The 19,102-nt window shown below is 37.8% G+C and carries 17 protein-coding genes, 1 pseudogene and 1 riboswitch; of the genes and pseudogenes, 4 read left to right on the top strand and 14 right to left on the bottom strand.

Annotation, left to right across the window (positions count from 1 at the left end; all coding sequences use genetic code 11):
• Window positions 1-7 precede the first annotated feature (7 nt).
• Window positions 8-2,239 carry a DNA helicase PcrA gene (pcrA, locus tag JFU54_RS17950; protein ID WP_002010031.1) on the bottom strand — a complete coding sequence of 744 codons (2,232 nt, stop codon included), beginning with the start codon at window positions 2,237-2,239 and terminating at the stop codon, window positions 8-10.
• 12 nt (window positions 2,240-2,251) lie between these two features.
• Window positions 2,252-2,941, bottom strand: a complete 690-nt coding sequence (gene pcrB / locus JFU54_RS17945; RefSeq protein ID WP_201065740.1) for a heptaprenylglyceryl phosphate synthase — start codon at window positions 2,939-2,941, stop codon at window positions 2,252-2,254.
• A gap of 482 nt (window positions 2,942-3,423) precedes the next feature.
• Between pcrB and JFU54_RS17940 the strand changes: the two genes are divergently transcribed.
• The 3 genes from JFU54_RS17940 (at window position 3,424) to JFU54_RS17930 (ending at window position 5,053) form a co-directional block, all read left to right on the top strand.
• Window positions 3,424-3,807, top strand: coding sequence for a YgaP family membrane protein (locus tag JFU54_RS17940; RefSeq protein ID WP_002167052.1), 384 nt, complete (start codon window positions 3,424-3,426; stop codon window positions 3,805-3,807).
• Window positions 3,808-4,027: 220 nt separating this feature from the next.
• Window positions 4,028-4,873 (top strand): SPFH domain-containing protein, encoded by an 846-nt coding sequence (locus tag JFU54_RS17935; RefSeq protein WP_201065739.1) that lies wholly within the window; start codon window positions 4,028-4,030, stop codon window positions 4,871-4,873.
• Between the two features lie 15 nt (window positions 4,874-4,888).
• Window positions 4,889-5,053, top strand: a complete 165-nt coding sequence (locus JFU54_RS17930; RefSeq protein WP_001085171.1) for a type II toxin-antitoxin system antitoxin — start codon at window positions 4,889-4,891, stop codon at window positions 5,051-5,053.
• A 36-nt stretch (window positions 5,054-5,089) separates the two neighbouring features.
• Here the strand turns inward: JFU54_RS17930 and purD are convergent, their stop codons facing one another.
• The 12 genes from purD to purE form a co-directional block, all read right to left on the bottom strand.
• Window positions 5,090-6,361, bottom strand: a complete 1,272-nt coding sequence (purD, locus tag JFU54_RS17925) for a phosphoribosylamine--glycine ligase (protein WP_201065738.1) — start codon at window positions 6,359-6,361, stop codon at window positions 5,090-5,092.
• A gap of 378 nt (window positions 6,362-6,739) precedes the next feature.
• The gene (gene purH, locus JFU54_RS17920; RefSeq protein ID WP_002010021.1) at window positions 6,740-8,275 is read right to left on the bottom strand and encodes a bifunctional phosphoribosylaminoimidazolecarboxamide formyltransferase/IMP cyclohydrolase; all 1,536 of its coding nucleotides are present in this window, start codon (window positions 8,273-8,275) and stop codon (window positions 6,740-6,742) included.
• 24 nt (window positions 8,276-8,299) lie between these two features.
• On the bottom strand, window positions 8,300-8,887 hold the full coding sequence (gene purN, locus JFU54_RS17915) for a phosphoribosylglycinamide formyltransferase (protein WP_012260224.1): 588 nt from the start codon (window positions 8,885-8,887) through the stop codon (window positions 8,300-8,302).
• The gene (purM, locus tag JFU54_RS17910) at window positions 8,884-9,924 is read right to left on the bottom strand and encodes a phosphoribosylformylglycinamidine cyclo-ligase (protein WP_002010019.1); all 1,041 of its coding nucleotides are present in this window, start codon (window positions 9,922-9,924) and stop codon (window positions 8,884-8,886) included. Before purM ends, purN begins: the two co-directional genes overlap by 4 nt.
• 100 nt (window positions 9,925-10,024) lie before the next feature.
• Window positions 10,025-11,440: an amidophosphoribosyltransferase gene (gene purF / locus JFU54_RS17905; RefSeq protein WP_002124870.1), complete on the bottom strand. Its 1,416-nt coding sequence runs from the start codon at window positions 11,438-11,440 to the stop codon at window positions 10,025-10,027.
• The gene (gene purL / locus JFU54_RS17900) at window positions 11,425-13,644 is read right to left on the bottom strand and encodes a phosphoribosylformylglycinamidine synthase II (RefSeq protein ID WP_061676125.1); all 2,220 of its coding nucleotides are present in this window, start codon (window positions 13,642-13,644) and stop codon (window positions 11,425-11,427) included. The genes purF and purL overlap by 16 nt, the downstream gene beginning before the upstream one ends.
• Complete coding sequence (gene purQ, locus JFU54_RS17895) at window positions 13,628-14,311, bottom strand: phosphoribosylformylglycinamidine synthase subunit PurQ (RefSeq protein WP_002140189.1); 684 nt, start codon at window positions 14,309-14,311, stop codon at window positions 13,628-13,630. The genes purL and purQ overlap by 17 nt, the downstream gene beginning before the upstream one ends.
• Window positions 14,308-14,562, bottom strand: coding sequence for a phosphoribosylformylglycinamidine synthase subunit PurS (purS, locus tag JFU54_RS17890; RefSeq protein ID WP_000278823.1), 255 nt, complete (start codon window positions 14,560-14,562; stop codon window positions 14,308-14,310). Before purS ends, purQ begins: the two co-directional genes overlap by 4 nt.
• Entirely contained in the window at window positions 14,555-15,274 is a 720-nt protein-coding gene (gene purC, locus JFU54_RS17885; RefSeq protein WP_002029482.1) for a phosphoribosylaminoimidazolesuccinocarboxamide synthase, read from the bottom strand. The genes purS and purC overlap by 8 nt, the downstream gene beginning before the upstream one ends.
• Window positions 15,275-15,362: 88 nt before the next feature.
• Complete coding sequence (gene purB, locus JFU54_RS17880; protein ID WP_002139387.1) at window positions 15,363-16,670, bottom strand: adenylosuccinate lyase; 1,308 nt, start codon at window positions 16,668-16,670, stop codon at window positions 15,363-15,365.
• Complete coding sequence (gene purK / locus JFU54_RS17875; protein WP_002140188.1) at window positions 16,667-17,818, bottom strand: 5-(carboxyamino)imidazole ribonucleotide synthase; 1,152 nt, start codon at window positions 17,816-17,818, stop codon at window positions 16,667-16,669. The genes purB and purK overlap by 4 nt, the downstream gene beginning before the upstream one ends.
• Window positions 17,815-18,300 (bottom strand): 5-(carboxyamino)imidazole ribonucleotide mutase, encoded by a 486-nt coding sequence (gene purE / locus JFU54_RS17870; protein WP_002010008.1) that lies wholly within the window; start codon window positions 18,298-18,300, stop codon window positions 17,815-17,817. Before purE ends, purK begins: the two co-directional genes overlap by 4 nt.
• A gap of 110 nt (window positions 18,301-18,410) precedes the next feature.
• Window positions 18,411-18,512: riboswitch (purine riboswitch) on the bottom strand.
• Between the two features lie 292 nt (window positions 18,513-18,804).
• On the opposite strand from purE, the pseudogene JFU54_RS30240 reads away from it, so the two are divergent.
• Window positions 18,805-19,061: pseudogene (locus JFU54_RS30240) on the top strand (hypothetical protein).
• The last annotated feature ends 41 nt before the right edge of the window (window positions 19,062-19,102 follow it).

Below are 19,102 nucleotides of genomic sequence, written 5' to 3'. Positions count from 1 at the left end.
TCCTTTCCTATTGTTTCGTCACAGGTGCAAATTTTGCTAATAAACGTTTAATACCAATTGGGCTCGGGAACGCAATATCTAATTCTTTTGAATCTCCTTCACCCTTTACACTTACAACTGTACCGACTCCCCACTTCTGGTGAGCAGCTTTATCGCCTATTCCCCAGCCAATTTGCTCGCCACCTGTCGTCTTAACAGCCGGACGCGCGAAAGCTGAACGAGAACGTGTTGTAGTTGCGCTTGTCGTTCTTCCTTTTGCACCAAACGAAGTTTCACGCTTCGGTGCTGTTTCGTTTAATGGTTCTACTAATTCTGCCGGAATTTCTGTAATAAATCGAGATGCTGCATTCATACTTGTTCTACCAAATAAAGTACGCATTTGAGCATTGGATAAGTATAGCTCTTCTTCTGCACGAGTAATACCTACATAGGCAAGACGACGCTCTTCTTGCATTTCATCCTCTTCCATAAGAGAACGAGTATGCGGGAATATCCCTTCCTCTAAGCCAACAATAAAGACAACTGGGAACTCTAATCCTTTCGCTGAGTGCATCGTCATTAAAATAACTTCTTCACCAGCAGTTGGATCTTCATCTACACGATCAATATCCGCAACAAGAGCTAAGTCTGTTAAGAATGCAACAAGGCTCTTATCTTCGCTTTGGGATTCAAATGTTTGTGTAACAGATAAAAACTCGTCTAAGTTTTCTAAACGACCTTCTGCTTCTAAAGAACGCTCATTTTTCAACATATCACGATAGCCTGTCTTCTCAATAACTTCTTCTACTAATTCTGTAACAGATAAATACTCTTGCATATTTACCCAGTTGTGTAATAAACTTGCGAATTCTTTTACTGCTTTTGTTATTTTTGCACTTACACCAACATGCTCAATCTCATCAAATACAGCAGTTAATGAGATTCCGTTTTGCACACCATAATTAATAATTTTATCGATAGAAGTCGCACCAATCCCGCGCTTTGGCATGTTTATAATACGTCCAAAACTAATCTCATCATCTGGATTCCCAATTAAACGTAAGTACGCCAAAATGTCTTTAATCTCTTTACGGTCGTAGAACTTAGTACCTCCGACAATTTTGTAAGGGATATTAGATTTTAGGAAAATCTCCTCAATCATACGAGACTGGGCATTTGTACGATATAACACTGCAAAATCAGTATATTTTCGGTTCCCCATTTGAATATCATCACGAATTTTTTTCGCAACAAAATACGCTTCGTCCTTTTCGGTTGCAGCACGATAATACGAGATTTTGCTTCCAATTTGATTTTCTGTCCATAATTTCTTCGGTTTACGGTTTGAATTTTTTTCAATTACAGCATTAGCTGCATTTAAAATATTTTGTGATGAACGATAGTTTTGTTCTAACAGAATAACTTGTGCATTCTCATAGTCTTTTTCGAATGACAAAATGTTAGAAATGTCAGCCCCGCGCCAGCGGTAAATAGACTGATCCGAATCACCAACAACACAAAGGTTTTTAAAACGTGATGCCAAATGTTTAACAAGAAGGTACTGAGCTTTGTTCGTATCTTGATACTCATCAACGTGAATATATTGGAATTTACGCTGATAAAACTCTAGTACTTCTGGAACACGTTCAAATAGCTGAATCGTCGTCATAATTAAATCATCAAAGTCTAATGAGTTATTTTTCAAAAGACGTTTTTGATATTCTGTATATACATCGCTCGTTAATTTTTCATATGGATCAGCGGTTGTAATTTTTTTTGCATATTTATCTGCAGATAACAGTTCATTTTTCGCATTGCTAATACCCGCTAAAATAGAGCGCGGCTCAAACTTCTTCGGGTCAATATTGCGCTCCTTCATAATTTTTTTTACTACAGTTAACTGATCACCTGAATCTAAGATTGTAAAGTTACGATTAATACCAATGCGGTCAATATCACGTCGTAAAATACGTACGCACATAGAGTGGAACGTAGAAATCCAAATATCTTCTGCTTCTGGTCCAACAAGTTTATCAATACGCTCACGCATTTCACGAGCAGCTTTATTTGTAAAGGTAATTGCTAGTACATTCCATGGCGCCACACCTTTTTCACCAAGTAAATATGCAATACGGTGTGTTAACACACGTGTTTTCCCACTACCTGCGCCTGCCATTAATAGAAGTGCTCCATTTGTTGTTTGTACTGCTTTTTGTTGCTGCGGATTTAAACCATTTAATAACTTATCTGTCGTACTCATATGTGCCTGCACCTACTCTCCTTTTACTGCTTTAACTGTTTTTAATGCCGATTTTATATCATCATAAATAATATTTCCAACAACTACTGTATCAGCATACTGCGCCATTTCTTTCGCTTGTTCTGCATTAGAAATACCACCGCCATAATATAGCTTAGCTTGTTTCAATTCTGCTTTTACATTTTTAACAATCTCAATGTCTCCATACGTCCCGCTATATTCTAAATAGAATATCGGTAAATGTAATAGCTTGTCTGCTAAACGCGCATATGCAATAACATCATCTTCTGTTAAATCACATTTTGCATCTGTAAGCTGGGCTACTTTCGCTTCTGGGTTTAAAACACAATACCCTTCCATGTAAATTTCGTCCCAGTCCATAATATCCCCAAATTCTTTCAATGCCTCATGATGAACACCTGTTACCCATTCTACTTTTCGGCTATTTAAAACACTTGGGATGTAATAAAAATCAAATCCTGGTGTAATTGCCTCCACATCAGAAACCTCTAACACACAAGGCACTGCATATCTACGAATGCTAACTAGCATGTGTAATACGTTATCAATTGTTATACCGTCACTTCCGCCTACAATAACAGCATCCGTTCCAGATTCACAAATCATTTCTAAATGTTCGTCACTTAACTCCTTATTTGGATCAAGCTTAAATACATGTTTCCATTTGGAAATATCGTACATGAAAACACCCTTTCTTTTCTCTAGTTATATAATTTCTGTTCAAAATAACAGTTAATTTTTATCAAGATTTTTTACATTCCTTGCTATATCTTTACCAGACTGACGTATGCAACGATGAAATGCGACAGCTATCTTTACCGGACTTTTTGAACTTCCCTACTATATTTGTTCAAAAAGGAGGATATAGAGAGCCGAGCAGATCGAGGCGCATTCGCCAGGAGGAACGGAATGTAGTTTTCCCTACATGAGTACCGGACTGGCGTATGCAACGATGAAATGCGACAGCTATCTTTACCGGACTTTTTGAACTTCCTTTTACGCATTCTTTCATTATAACAAAAAAAACTACCTACACACACGCCCAATCCAACATCTTTTTCAACGTCAAATGTTGGATTACATATCAAAAAACTTATACGGAATACTAACAAATGAAATAGTATTTTCTATTTCGAAGTTAATTAAAAAGGAGTGTTTTTCTAATGAAGCAAAACATCGGCACAATTAGTGCTCTAATTCGAATTACACTCGGACTCATCCTCTTCGGTTGTAGTACAGCTAAACTCGTACGTAAACCTTGGTGCACTTGGTCTAAAGTTTTGCTATGGATTGGTGCCATGAAAATTGCGGAGGGGATCGTTCGTTTCTGCCCTATTGTTGAAGCCTGTAAGTTTGGAAAATATATGAATATGAGCGCATTTAAAATGCCTAGCATGAATTTCACTGAAAAAGGACATAATAAAGAAGAAGTTAATTCAGCTTCCAGTCATGACAAGCCAAAGGCAAAGTCAGATGGAAGTTATGACACTTCTGACAAAGAGATTGAGTCAGCGATTGAAGAATTAATCCTGGCAAAACCGCTTTGAATCATTTGTCACGATGCAAGATGCTCTCAAAGGGACTTAGCTGCTGCAGTGGGCAGCTAAGTCTTCTTTATTTTACCACGAAACAGAACGTACATTCTTGTTTTTACCCTTAAAACGTACATAAAAGATATCAAACAATAAAATTCAGAAAATTAGGTGTAACCCTCTTGCATGTAATGATATAAAAGTGATATCATTTTTATATCAAGGAGGCGATCATATGAAAGAAAAACAAGTATTTTATGTTAATGGATTTCTCGGCGTTATTGGAATTTTAGTTTTAGCCGCTATCGGTGTATTTTGCCTTGTACAAGAAATGTTTGTAATAGCTATTTTAGCTCTCATATTAGCATCTGTTTTAGCTACAGGTATCGGTATCGTTCAACCGAATCAAGCGAAAGTTATTACGTTCTTCGGTAGTTATTTAGGAACAATTCGTCAAAATGGTTTATTTTTAACAATTCCATTCGCTTTTCGTCAAACTGTATCTTTACGTGTTGAAAACTTTAACAGTAAGAAATTAAAAGTAAACGATGTTGAGGGCAATCCAATTGAAATTGCAGCCGTTATCGTATATAAAGTTGTTGATTCCGCAAAAGCAATGTTTGGTGTTGAGCATTACGATCGATTCGTAGAAATTCAAAGTGAAACAGCAATCCGCCACGTTGCTACAAAATATCCTTATGATAATTTCCAAGATGAAACTTGCATCACGTTACGAGGAAATACTGAAGAGATCTCTGAAGAATTAAAGCGTGAGTTAGAAGTACGACTTGAAATCGCTGGCGTAGAAGTATTAGAAACTCGTTTAACACATTTAGCTTACGCAACAGAAATTGCCCATGCAATGCTCCAGCGTCAACAAGCAAAAGCAGTATTAGCTGCTAGAAAAGAGATTGTTGAAGGTGCTGTGAAGATGGCGAAAGATTCAATCCATATGTTAGATGAAGAAGGCGTACTGGAACTCGATGACGAGCGTAAAGCAAATATGGTGAACAATTTATTAGTTGCCATCGTTTCAGATAAAGGTGCGCAACCAGTTATTAATACAGGAAGCCTATACTAAAGGTTGTAAGTGATTATGGCCAAAAAGAAAAGCTTTCCATTACGTATTGATCCTGAATTACACGCAGTCATCGAAAAATGGGCGAATGATGAGTTTCGTAGCGTCAATGCACACATCGAGTATTTACTTCGAGAAATGGCAAAGCAAAAAGGGAAATTGAAAAAAGATAAAGATGCATAAAAATCCCGCTGAGAAATCAGCGGGATTTTTTATACATTAGCTTTTCATCATCTCATGCCCAATTGCACGATATCCTATATCACTTCGGTAAAATAGACCATCACTCTCAATTTTACCGATTTCTTTATAGACCTTATCTTTCGCTTCTTGTAAACTATTCGCCTTACAAGCAACAAATAATACACGGCCACCGTTTGTTACAAAGTCACCATGTTTCATCGCTGTACCCGCATGGAAAACTATTACATCTTGCAGTGCATCTAATCCGTTAATAATTTCACCTTTTTTATATGCTTCTGGATATCCTTTCGAAGCAAGTACGACACCAATAACTGCTTCCTTTGACCATTGTAACGTTAATTCACTTTCATCTAATACAGCGTTACATACATCAACTAAATCATTTTCTAAGCGTGGTAATACAACTTCCGTTTCAGGATCGCCAAAGCGTGCATTGAACTCAATTACCTTTGGACCATCATTTGTTAAAATAAGACCTGCGTATAAAATACCTGTAAACGAACGGTTTTCTGCAATCATCGCCTTGGCAGTTGGGTGTAATACTGTTTGAATCGCTTCTTGAACTGCTGATTCTGGAATTTGTGGTACTGGAGAATATGCACCCATTCCGCCTGTATTCGGACCTTTATCAGCATCAAAAGCGCGTTTATGATCTTGAGCAATTACCATCGGATGTACGGTTGTTCCATTTACGAATGCCATTAATGAAAATTCTTGTCCATCTAGAAACTCCTCAATAACGACCTTCTTGCTTGCTTCACCGAATTTCACATCTTGCAGCATTTCTTTCACAGCTTGCAATGCCTCTTCAAGCGTCATTGCTACGGTTACACCTTTACCAGCAGCTAACCCATCTGCCTTAATTACGATCGGTGCACCAACTTTCTGAATGTACTTTACTGCCTCTTCATAGTCTGTAAAAGTTTCATATGCCGCAGTTGGAATATCATACTTTTTCATCAATTCTTTTGTAAAAGCTTTACTACCTTCAATAACAGCAGCAGCTTTATTAGGTCCGAATACACGAAGTCCCTCTTCCTTAAAGCGATCAACGATTCCATTCATAAGTGGAATTTCTGGTCCAACGAAAGTTAAGCCTACATTGTTTTCTTTTGCGAATAAGACTAATGCATCAAAATCATTCTCATCAATATCAACTGGTGTTGCAACGTCTCGCATACCTTCATTACCTGGCGCTACATATATTTTTTCTACCTTTTCAGATTGTGCCAACTTCCAAGCTAAAGCATGCTCACGTCCACCACGGCCAATTACTAAAACATTCATATTTCATCCCCCAATAATTAAATAAGTACAAACTAGAAGCTATGCTCCTAGTTTGTTTTCATATCAATAAAAGTTTAAAAAGGAGGATCAAGAGAACCGAGCAGGTCAAGGCGCATTTGCCAGGAGGACACGGAGTGTAGCTTTCCTACATGAGTACCGCACTGGCTATGCAACGACGACATGCGACAGTTATCTTGACCGGACTTTTTAAACAACCGTATCAATAGAAAGTTAAAAAGGAGGATCAAGAGAACCGAGCAGGTCGAGGCGCATTTGCCAGGAGGACACGGAGTGTAGCTTTCCTACATGAGTACCGTACTGGCTATGCAACGACGACATGCGACAGTTATCTTGACCGGACTTTTTTAACATCCTCTATTAGTGTTTGAAATGACGTACGCCAGTGAACACCATAGTAATCCCATACGCATCTGCCATTTTAATAGAATCTTCATCACGAATCGATCCGCCTGGTTGGATGATTGCTGTAATTCCAGCTTTTGCTGCTTCTTCTACTGTATCTGGCATTGGGAAGAAAGCATCAGATGCAAGTGCGCTACCTTGTGCTTTTTCGCCAGCTTGTGTAATTGCGATTTTTGCAGAACCTACACGGTTCATCTGTCCCGCGCCTACACCAACTGTCATGTTATCATTCGCTAAAACAATTGCATTTGATTTCACATGTTTTACAACTTTCCAAGCTAGTTTTAAATCTTTCCATTCTTGCTCTGATGGTTCACGTTTCGTTGGAATTGAAATTGCGTCCTCATCTAATGATAACGTATCTTCTTCTTGAACAAGAAGACCACCTTGTACAGAAGTTAGTTTTTTGCTTGCACTTGTCGCTTTTTCAATATTTACAGTTAGTAAGCGTAAGTTCTTCTTACTTTGCAACACTTCTAAAGCTTCTTGCGAGAACGAAGGAGCGATAACAATTTCTAAGAAAATTTCGTGTAACTTTTCTGCTGTAGCTTTATCAATTTCACGATTTGCTGCAATAATACCGCCGAAGATTGATACTGGATCCGCTTCATAAGCACGAGTATATGCTTCGTGAATATCAGTTCCTACTCCAACACCACATGGATTCATATGTTTTACCGCTACTACTGCTGGTTCTGTAAATTCTTTCACGATGCTAAGTGCTGCATCCGCATCGTTGATATTGTTATAAGATAATTCTTTACCGTGTAATTGTTCTGCGTATGCAACAGAAGAAGTTGCTGCGAATGGCGCTTTATAGAATGTCGCTTTTTGATGTGGATTTTCGCCATAGCGTAAATCTTGTTTTTTCTCAAATGTCACTGTTACTGTTTCTGGGCTTTCTTCGCCCATTTGCTTTGTTAAGTAGTTAGAAATTAACGCATCATATGCCGCTGTATGACGGAATACTTTCGCTGCTAATTTACGTTTCGTTTCCTCTGTTACTTCACCGTTCTCTTTCAGTTCTGCTAATACAACATCATAATCTACTGGATCTACAATTACCGATACAAATTTATGATTTTTCGCAGCAGAGCGAATCATTGTTGGGCCACCGATATCAATATTTTCAATTGCATCAGCAAATGTTACATCAGGCTTAGCGATTGTTTCTTTAAATGGGTATAAGTTAACAACAACAAAATCAATTGGCTCCATACCTAATTCATTCATTTGCGCTACATGCATTTCATTATCACGAACTGCTAATAGACCACCATGAATATTTGGATGTAATGTTTTTACACGACCATCCATAATTTCTGGGAAACCAGTTACTTCAGAAATACCAATTACTTGCAAGCCGTTTTCTTCTAATAATTTTTTCGTACCACCTGTTGAAATAACTTCAATCCCTTGTTCAAGTAAACCTTTAACAAATTCTACTACTCCTGTTTTATCTGAAACACTTACTAATGCACGCTTTTTCATTTATCCTTCACCCCTGGTTGTATGTTAGTTAACAGTTGGTTTTTTCACAGACTGAACAATTTGATTCACTGTATTTACGTATAATTTATGTTCAACTTGTTGAATTTTCTTTTGTAAGCTTTCTCTCGTATCCCCTTCAGAAACAACTACTGCTTCTTGCGCAATAATTGGACCTGTATCCATACCTGCATCTACATAGTGAATCGTTACTCCGGTTACTTTCACACCCGCTTCTAACGCTTGACCAACAGCATCTTTCCCTGGAAAACTCGGTAGTATTGATGGATGAATATTAATAATTTTCCCGCCGTACGCTTCTAGTAAAGTCGTTCCAATTAAACGCATATATCCAGCTAAAATAACATAATCAATTTCATACTCTTCTAGCTTTTTTAATATCTCTTTTTCAAATGCTTCTTTTGACTCATATGCTTTCGCTGAAAAGGAAAAACACGGAATATGGTGATAGTGTGCCCGTCCAATAGCGCGTGCCTCTGGTTTATCACATACTAATAAACTAATATCTGCATCCAATATTTTGTCTTCTACCGCATTAATGAGAGATTGAAAGTTAGAGCCGCTCCCAGAAGCAAAAACTGCTAATCTACTCATACTTCTGTTCCCTCAATAAAGGTAACACCAGACCCTTGTACAGTGTGTCCAATAATATGAGCTTTCTCGCCTTGTTCCTCAAGAAGACGAACAATATCTTTTGCCTCTTCTTCCTTTACTGCTACTACCATACCAATACCCATGTTAAAAATATTGAACATTTCTTTCTCTTCTAGTTTTCCAACTTCTTGAAGTAAACTAAAAATCGGTTGAACTTGCCAAGATCCTAATTCAATTTCCGCACCGATTCCTTCTGGCAACATACGTGGAATATTTTCAATGAATCCACCACCTGTAATATGTGCCATACCGTATACTTCATGTTTCTTCAATAGTTCTAAAATAGGTTTGACATAAATTTTCGTTGGTTTTAATAATTCTTCACCAAGAGGTAGTTCTAAGCGTCCGTAAATACGATCTAAAGATAGTTCTCCATCTTCTAGTAGCACTTTTCTTACTAAAGAATAACCGTTACTATGAATACCGCTAGATGCTAAGCCAATTAATACGTGACCAGCTTCAATTTTTTCACCTGTTACAATTTTCTTTTTATCAACAATTCCAACTGTAAAACCAGCTAAATCGTATTCTTCCGTAGAATACATTCCTGGCATTTCAGCTGTTTCTCCACCAATTAATGCACAACCAGCTTGGCGACAGCCCTCTGATATACCTTTGACGATGTTTTCAATTTTACTAGGTTCAGCTTTACCACAAGCAATATAATCAAGGAAGAAAAGCGGCTCTGCTCCTTGGACAACAATATCATTTACACACATTGCTACTGCATCAATACCAATTGTGTCATGTTTATCTGCCATAAAAGCGAGCATCAATTTCGTTCCCACGCCATCTGTTCCAGATACTAATACAGGTTCTTCTAATGCAAATTTTGATAGATCAAACATACCTCCAAAACCGCCTAAACCGCCTAGCACTTCTTTTCTCATTGTTGTTTGTACGTGTTTTTTCATGCGAGATACCGCTTCATATCCAGCTTCAATATCTACTCCTGCTTGCTTATATGCATTCGCCATCGTTATTTACACCTCGTCTTTTAATTTCTCCCCATCCAGGGCGGCCGTTTTAAGAAAGAAGCTAGCTTCTACATCAAAAGAAGTAGAAGCTTTTTTCTTCTTATTTCATACTTTCTAAAAGCTCTTGCTCATAATCATAAAGAGCTGTTGGATAGTCTCCATTGAAGTAAGCCATACATAGACCACCGTATTTTCCTTCATATGGGCGTCCAATTGCATCTACTAATCCATCTTCACTTAAAAATGTTAGTGAATCTGCTCCGATGATTTGACGGATTTCTTCTATTGAATTATTTGCTGCGATTAATTCTTTTCTCGTTTGAATATCAATGCCATAGAAGCATGGATACTTAAGAGGTGGTGAAGCAATTCTTACATGGACTTCTGTCGCTCCAGCCTCGCGAAGCATACGAACAATTCGTTTACTTGTCGTTCCTCTTACGATAGAATCGTCAATCATAACAACTCGTTTTCCTTCAACTACGCCTCTTACTGCTGAAAGCTTCATCTTAACTCCTTGCTCACGCAGTTCTTGAGAAGGTTGAATAAACGTACGTCCAACGTAACGATTTTTAATTAACCCTAACTCATACGGAATTCCTGTCGCCTCCGCATAACCAATTGCTGCTGAAATACTAGAGTCTGGTACACCAGTAACAACATCAGCTTCAATAGGAGCTTCCGCCGCTAAACGTTTCCCCATGTTTTTACGTGCTGCATGAACATTAATACCAGCTATATTAGAATCTGGACGTGCAAAGTAAATGTATTCCATACTGCAAATCGCGTGGTCTACTTCATTTGTAAAACGATCTACGTGAATTCCTTCATCATTGATAATAAGCAATTCACCAGGTTCTACATCACGAATGTATGTTGCACCAACTACATCGAAAGCACATGTTTCCGATGCTACAACGTAAGCATCCCCCATCTTTCCAATTGAAAGAGGACGGAATCCATTTGGATCTAGCGCAACGATCATTTCATTTCCAGTTAGTAAAAGATATGCAAACGCACCTTTCACTTTATTTAGAGCCTCTTTTACACTATCAATTAAAGAATCTTTTGTACTACGCTTAATGAGGTGTAAAAGTACTTCTGTATCTGAACTTGTTTGAAAAATACTTCCCTCTGCCTCTAATTCACGACGAAGCATTTTTGCATTAATTAAATTTCCGTTATGAGCTAACGCCATACTATGATCGGAAAAACGGAATAATAATGGTTGAACGTTAGCAACTTCACTTCCACCAGCTGTTGCATATCGTACGTGTCCAATTGCTGATTTCCCGTTTAATCCCTCTAGCTCACCTCTTGAAAACACTTCTGATATTAAACCTAACCCCTTGTGACCGATGATTTTTTCCCCATTATTTACAACAATGCCTGCGCCCTCTTGCCCACGGTGCTGCAAACTGTGCAATCCGTAGTACGAAACTTGTGCTGCATTTTCATGCCCCCAAATTCCAAAAACGCCACATTCTTCATTTAACCCCTTTATTTCAGCAAGCATGGGATTGCCCCTTTCCAAGCCTTTCTCATTTCATCTACATTTGCTGTAAGTAATACTTCATTTTCTTCATTATGAATTGTTACTTCATTTGTATTTGTCACTTCTCCAACTTGAATTGCTTCAACCACTTTCTCAAATGCTTCTTTATTTTCACGTTTTACAGTTATAACGAAGCGCGATTGTGATTCTGCAAATAATACTGCTGTTGCTTCTCCGTCTAATTTCACAGTAGCACCTAAACCGTTAGCACCAATTGCACTTTCAGTAATTGCAACTGCTAAACCACCTTCTGCAACATCATGTGCAGATTGAACAAGGCCAGCTTGAATTGCTGCTAGTACTTGCTTTTGGCGTTTTAATTCTACATCTAGATCGATGCTTGGTGATTGACCGAAAATTTTTCCGTAGATCATTTTCTGTAATTCACTTCCACCAAACTCAGCTTTCGTCTCTCCAATTACATAAACTAAATCGCCAGCTTGTTTAAATTCTTGTGTTGTTACGTGTTTTAAATCGTGTACAAGTCCAACCATCCCAACAGTTGGTGTTGGATATACAGCTTCACCACTACGCTCGTTATACATTGATACATTCCCGCCGATAACTGGCGTTTGTAACTTGCGGCAAGCTTCACTCATACCGTCTACTGATTTCTCAATTTGCCAGAAGATCTCTGGTTTTTCTGGGTTACCGAAGTTTAAGCAATCTGTAATTGCAAGTGGCTCCCCGCCAGAACATACGATATTACGTGCTGCCTCTGCTACTGCAATTTTACCGCCCACTTCTGGATCTAAATAAATGTAGCGAGAGTTACAATCTGTCGTCATTGCTAATCCTTTTTCTGTGCCGCGTACACGTATAACCGCTGCATCTGAACCTGGTGTAACGATTGTGCTAGTGCGCACTTGATAATCATATTGATCATATACCCACTCTTTACTTGCAATCGTTGGTTGTTGTAATAGAGCTAATAACGTTTCTTTATAATCTTCTACTTTTGGTGTTTCCATTTTCATCTGCTGGAACTCAGCAAAGTATGCTGCTTCTTTTGACGGTTTATGATAAATTGGTGCTTCTTCTGCAAGAGCATCCGCTGGTACTTCAGCTACCATTTCATCTTTATGGAATAGGCGAAGCATTTTATCTTCAGTTACTTTCCCCATCGTAACTGCTGCAAGACCATACTTCTCAAATAAATCTACTATTTCTTGCTCTCTACCTTTTTTCACAACGATTAACATACGCTCTTGTGATTCAGATAACATCATTTCATATGGAGTCATTCCAGTTTCACGCTGCGGTACATCATCTAAGTACATTTCAATACCCATACCTGCTTTACTTGCCATTTCTGCAGAAGATGATGTTAAACCAGCAGCTCCCATATCTTGAATTCCAACAAGTGCATCAGACTGAATAAGTTCTAAACATGCTTCAATAAGAAGTTTCTCCATAAATGGATCCCCTACTTGAACTGCCGGACGCTTCGCTTCTGAGCTTTCAGATAACTCTTCAGATGCGAATGTTGCACCGTGAATACCATCACGACCAGTTGATGCTCCTACGTACATTACTGTATTACCAGCACCATGTGCTTGCCCTTTTTTAATATCTTCATGATTAATTAGGCCTACACACATTGCATTTACAAGTGGATTTCCTTCATAACATGGATCAAACTGTACTTCGCCGCCAACAGTAGGAATACCAATGCAGTTACCGTATCCTGCGATTCCTGCTACTACTTCTTCAAATAAATATTTCACGCGTGGTGATTGTAATTCACCGAAGCGAAGTGAGTTTAATAGAGCTACCGGACGTGCTCCCATAGAGAATACATCGCGAATAATACCACCGACACCTGTCGCTGCCCCTTGATATGGCTCAATTGCAGAAGGATGGTTATGACTTTCCATTTTAAATACAACCGCTTGATTATCACCGATATCTACAATTCCAGCGCCTTCTCCAGGTCCTTGTAAGACACGCTCACCTGTCGTTGGAAACTTACGAAGAACTGGCTTTGAATTTTTATAACTACAATGTTCAGACCACATAACAGAGAATAGTCCCGTTTCTGTATAATTCGGCAAACGGCCTAAAATCTTTTCAACCATGGCAAACTCTTCGTCTGTTAGCCCCATTTCCGCATATATACGCTCTTCTTTAATTTGTGTTGGATTTGGCTCAAGCATTAACGACATATGTTTCCCTCCACTGTTTTAAGATAGATTGAAAGACTTTTAACCCTTCAGCACCGCCAAGTAATTCATCTACAGCACGCTCTGGGTGTGGCATCATACCAAGAACATTTCCTTTTTCATTTACAATACCTGCAATATCTGAAACGCTTCCATTCGGATTTTCTACGTAACGGAATGCGATTTGATTATTCTCTTCTAATTGTTTAAGAGTTGCTTCATCACAATAGTAATTCCCCTCACCATGTGCAATTGGAATATTGATTACTTCATTTTTTTCATATTGTGATGTAAACATAGTTTCATTATTTTCAACACGTAACTGAACCGTACGGCACATAAACTTTAAGTTTTCGTTTCTCATTAATGCTCCTGGTAGTAATCCTGATTCAACAAGAATCTGGAATCCATTACACACTCCTAAAATTGGCTTTCCTTGCTCAGCAGCTTTTTGCACTGCTTTCATTGCGTTAGCAAAGCGAGAAATAGCACCACAACGTAAATAGTCACCGTAAGAGAATCCACCTGGTAGTAAAATTGCATCATATTCATCTAAATTCTCTCTATCGTGCCAAACGTAATCTACTTCTTCACCAAGCTCATCTTTAATTGCATGGAACATATCGACATCACAGTTCGAACCTGGGAATACTATGACTGCAAATTTCACTGTGCGACAACCTCCTCAACTTCATAACGGAAGTCTTCCATTACAACGTTTGCTAATAATTTTTCACACATTTCTTTTACCTTGCTATCCAGATCAGATACTGATTTATCAATTGTTAATTCCATATATTTTCCGATTCGAACGTCTTGTACTTCTGTAAATGAAAGACTATGAAGCGCTCCCTTTACCGCAGTTCCTTGTGGATCTAATACACTTTCTCTTAACGTTACATATACCTTAACTTTATACATGTGAAGCTCCCCCTAAACGTTTTAAAATTTCTTCATATGCTTCTGTTAAATTCCCAAGATCACGACGGAATACATCTTTATCAAATTTTTCATTGCTCGTTTCATCCCATAAACGGCAAGTATCTGGTGAAATTTCATCTGCTAATATGATTTCCCCTTCTTCTGTTACGCCAAACTCTAATTTAAAATCTACTAATCTTACACGACAGCTTGCGAAATGCTCAATCATCACTTGATTGATTTGTAGAGCTGCATCTCGTAATACGCTTACTTGCTCTGGTGTTGCAACATTTAACAAACGAATATGATCTTCCGTTACAAGTGGATCTCCTAAATCATCATCTTTGTAGTAAAATTCTACGATTGGTGTTGTAAGAGCAGTTCCTTCTTCCATTCCTAGTCTTTTTGAAAGACTACCTGCAATTACGTTTCTTGTGACAACTTCTAATGGAATAATACTCACCTTTTTGACAAGTTGTTCTGTATCAGATAACTTCTCCACAAAGTGTGTTTTAATTCCAACTTCTTGTAACTTTCTGAACAATAAAGTTGTAATCTCATTGTTCAAACGACCTTTTCCTGTAATTGTCGCTTTTTTCTCCCCATTGAAAGCAGTCGCACTATCTTTGTACTCTACCCAAACCATATCTGCTGCTTCTGTACGATAAATTCTTTTTGCCTTACCTTCATACAGCAATTCTAGCTTTTGCATTTCGCAAGCCCCCTGTAGTTTGAAAAATGTGAATAATATTTTTATAAAGAATGGCACAGAATGACTCTATTCTGTGCCATATGAAATTTTACGCTTCGTTTAATCCAAGGCGTTCAAAGATTGTATCAACGTGTTGCATATGATGTTCATAATTGAAACATTCGTTAATTTCTTCTTGCGTTAACTTACTTGTAATACGCTCGTCAGATTCTACAAGCTCTTTAAATTGTACTTGTGTTTCCCAAGCTTCCATTGCTTTAGGCTGTACGATATCATAAGCTTCTTCACGTACCAGACCTTTGTCAATTAGTGTAAGCATTACGCGCTGAGAGTAAATTAAGCCGTATGTTCTTGTCATATTGCGTTTCATATTCTCTGGGAATACAGTTAAGTTTTTAACGATATTACCAAAGCGATTTAACATGTAATTTAACGCGATTGTAGCATCTGGTAAAATTACGCGTTCTGCAGAAGAGTGAGAGATATCACGCTCATGCCATAACGGAACATTCTCGTAAGCTGTCATCATATAACCGCGGATAACACGAGCTAAACCAGTCATATTTTCAGATCCAATTGGATTACGTTTATGTGGCATTGCAGAAGAACCTTTTTGACCTTTTGCGAAAGCCTCTTCAACTTCACGTGTTTCACTCTTTTGTAAACCACGAATCTCAACTGCCATCTTTTCAACAGATGTTGCGATTAGTGCAAGTGTTGACATGTAATGTGCATGACGATCACGTTGCAATGTTTGTGTTGAAATTGGTGCTGCTTCTAATCCTAAGTTTTCACAAACATACTTTTCTACGAATGGATCAATATTTGCATATGTACCAACCGCACCAGATAATTTACCAACGCGAACTGTATCAGCAGCTTGTTTGAAACGCTCTACGTTACGTTTCATTTCTTCATACCAAAGACCAAGTTTTAAACCAAATGTTGTTGGCTCTGCATGTACACCGTGTGTTCTTCCCATCATGATCGTGTATTTATGCTCTTTCGCTTTATTAGCTAAAATACTAACAAAGTTTTCTAAGTCTTTTAACAAGATTTCATTTGCTTGTTTTAAGATATAAGATAACGCTGTATCTACTACGTCTGTAGATGTTAAACCGTAATGAACCCATTTACGTTCCTCGCCTAATGTTGGTGTTTCTGATACAGCACGAGTGAAAGCAACTACGTCATGACGTGTTTCTTTTTCAATTTCATAAATACGATCAATATCAAATGATGCATGTTCACGAATTTTTTTCACATCTTCTTTTGGAATATCGCCAAGCTCAGCCCATGCTTCACACGCTAAAATCTCAACTTCTAACCACGCTTTAAATTTGTTCTCTTCCGTCCAAATCGCACCCATTTCAGGGCGTGTATAACGATTAATCATCTTTTTCCCTCCAACAGTTGTTCTTGATGGTCCCAAATATGCAAACTCTTCGCTTTTTCTAGAGCGACTTCAATATTATCATTTAAAATATTAACATGCCCCATTTTTCGCTGTGCTTTTGCTTCTTCTTTTCCATACAAGTGTAAATAGCACCCGGTTAGTCTATTCACTTGTCCTAGGACCCCTTCTATATGTTCGCCTAAAATGTTTACCATGACAACTGGTTTTAACAAATTTGTTTCTCCAAGAGGTAAATTACAGATTGCTCGAATATGTTGACCAAATTGACTCGTTTCACATGCATCCTGTGTATAGTGTCCTGAATTGTGAGGTCTTGGTGCTAATTCATTAATGTAAATCTCACCGTCAGCTGTAGCAAACATCTCTACCGCTAGTGTTCCCACAAGTTCTAGTTCATCCGCAAGTACCTTTGCGTAAGCAATTGCTTTTTGAGAAAGTTCTTCTGTAATGCGGGCTGGAACGATAGATTCATGCAAAATGTTATTTACATGAATATTTTCCGCTACCGGAAATACTTTCGTTTCACCACTTACACTACGAATTACAATAACTGATACTTCTTTTTCAAAGGGCACCCATTTTTCTAGAATGCACTCTGCTTTATTAGTAAGTTCTTTTGCTCTCACAACATCAGCTTCACTCTTTAAAACCACTTGCCCTTTACCATCGTATCCACCTGTCGTTGTTTTTAAGACAGAAGGGAAAGATAACTCCTTAATTGCTTCTGTAAGTTGATCTTGATTTTGAACCAATCTATACGATGCTACTGGTAACCCAGCTTTTTCAATTGCATTCTTTTCTGTAAAACGATTTTGCGTTTTATTTAACAACTGACTACCTTGTGGTAAGTAAGCATGTTTTTCAAGCCATTGTAAACATCTATAATCAATATTCTCAAATTCATATGTGACAACGTCGCTTATCTCTGCTAAATGCTGAATTGCTTTTAAATCGTCATATGGTGCAACGACTTCAACATCAGCAACTTGTGCACATGGTGAATGCTTTGTAGGATCTAAAACAGCAATTTTATAACCCATTTCCTTAGCTGCCAACGCCATCATTCTTCCAAGCTGGCCGCCTCCAATAATGCCGATTGTTTTTCCAGGTAAGATGATTCTCGTCATACTAGCTCACTACCTTCACGCACAGTTTTCTCAATAGCTTCTCGTCTCAACTCTAATGCATCATGTATGTCATCATGAAATGATCCAAGTATTTGTGCAGCAAGCAATCCAGCATTCGTTGAACCAGCCTTACCAATTGCAACAGTTGCAACTGGAACCCCTCCTGGCATTTGGACAATGGATAATAATGAATCTAGGCCGTTTAACGCTTTTGATTGAACTGGGACACCGATTACAGGAAGATTTGTCTTCGCTGCAACCATTCCTGGTAAATGCGCTGCTCCACCGGCTCCAGCAATAATAACTTTTAATCCACGTTCACGAGCTGTTTCTGCATATTCAAACATATAATCCGGAGTCCGATGAGCGGATACAACTTTTTTCTCATACGGTATATTTAATTCATCTAAAATGTCACAAGCATATTTCATTGTTTCCCAGTCTGACGTGCTTCCCATTATGACTCCAACTAGTGATTTCATATTAGAATCCCCCCGATTCAAATAAAAAAAGCCTGAAATAGAACAGTTTCTCTTTTACTATGAGAGAAAGTGCTCTACTCAGGCATACGTATCCCTTGTGAATAGAAAAATACCGAGTGACTTTCCCTCATAGTCTAACGAATAACGGTCGTTAGGTAGAGACTTGCAGGCCATATCCCCGCGATTATATGAGGTCTTATATATTATTGTTTCTATGGCTATATTAACAATATTTCATAAACAATGTCAATAAATAATCGAATGTTTTTTTATTAGTCATCGATAACGTTCGTGTTTTAGTTATATTCAAAAGAAGAATTGCAACTATATGCAAGAAGGAAAGGGAATTAGAATATATATTTCTAGAGATCTATTTTACGTATAACTATTTATATAATACTTCAGTATGTTTTAATCAATATGTATACTCTCTTGTGTTCTATACATCGATAGAACCTATATTATAACGATTTAATTTCAAAGGAGGAATAACCGTGAAAAAAAATAACTGTGCTATTATCCTATTTTTTTCTCTATCGCAGTAATTGCTGTAATTATTGAATGCTTATTTCTATCATCCCATTTTTCTACTCTCATTATTATGATAGAAATAATCTTTTCTATTCTTAGGGATTATTTTAGGAGCATTCGAAAAATCCGGAGCACAAAAAATCATTACCATTATTTTAAACTGCCTCTATTTCATTCTTTTTTCGTCTTTAGGATTATTAAATTTATGGATTTTAACCTTCGGTAAATAAAAATAAACACAAAAAAACCTAAGTCGAAACGACTTAGGTTT

It is taken from the genome of Bacillus sp. TH19 (assembly GCF_016651075.1).
Classification (GTDB): Bacteria; Bacillota; Bacilli; order Bacillales; family Bacillaceae_G; genus Bacillus_A; species Bacillus_A mycoides.
Note: the sequence above shows the minus strand (reverse complement) of the source record. Positions and strands in the feature narration are given on the sequence as shown.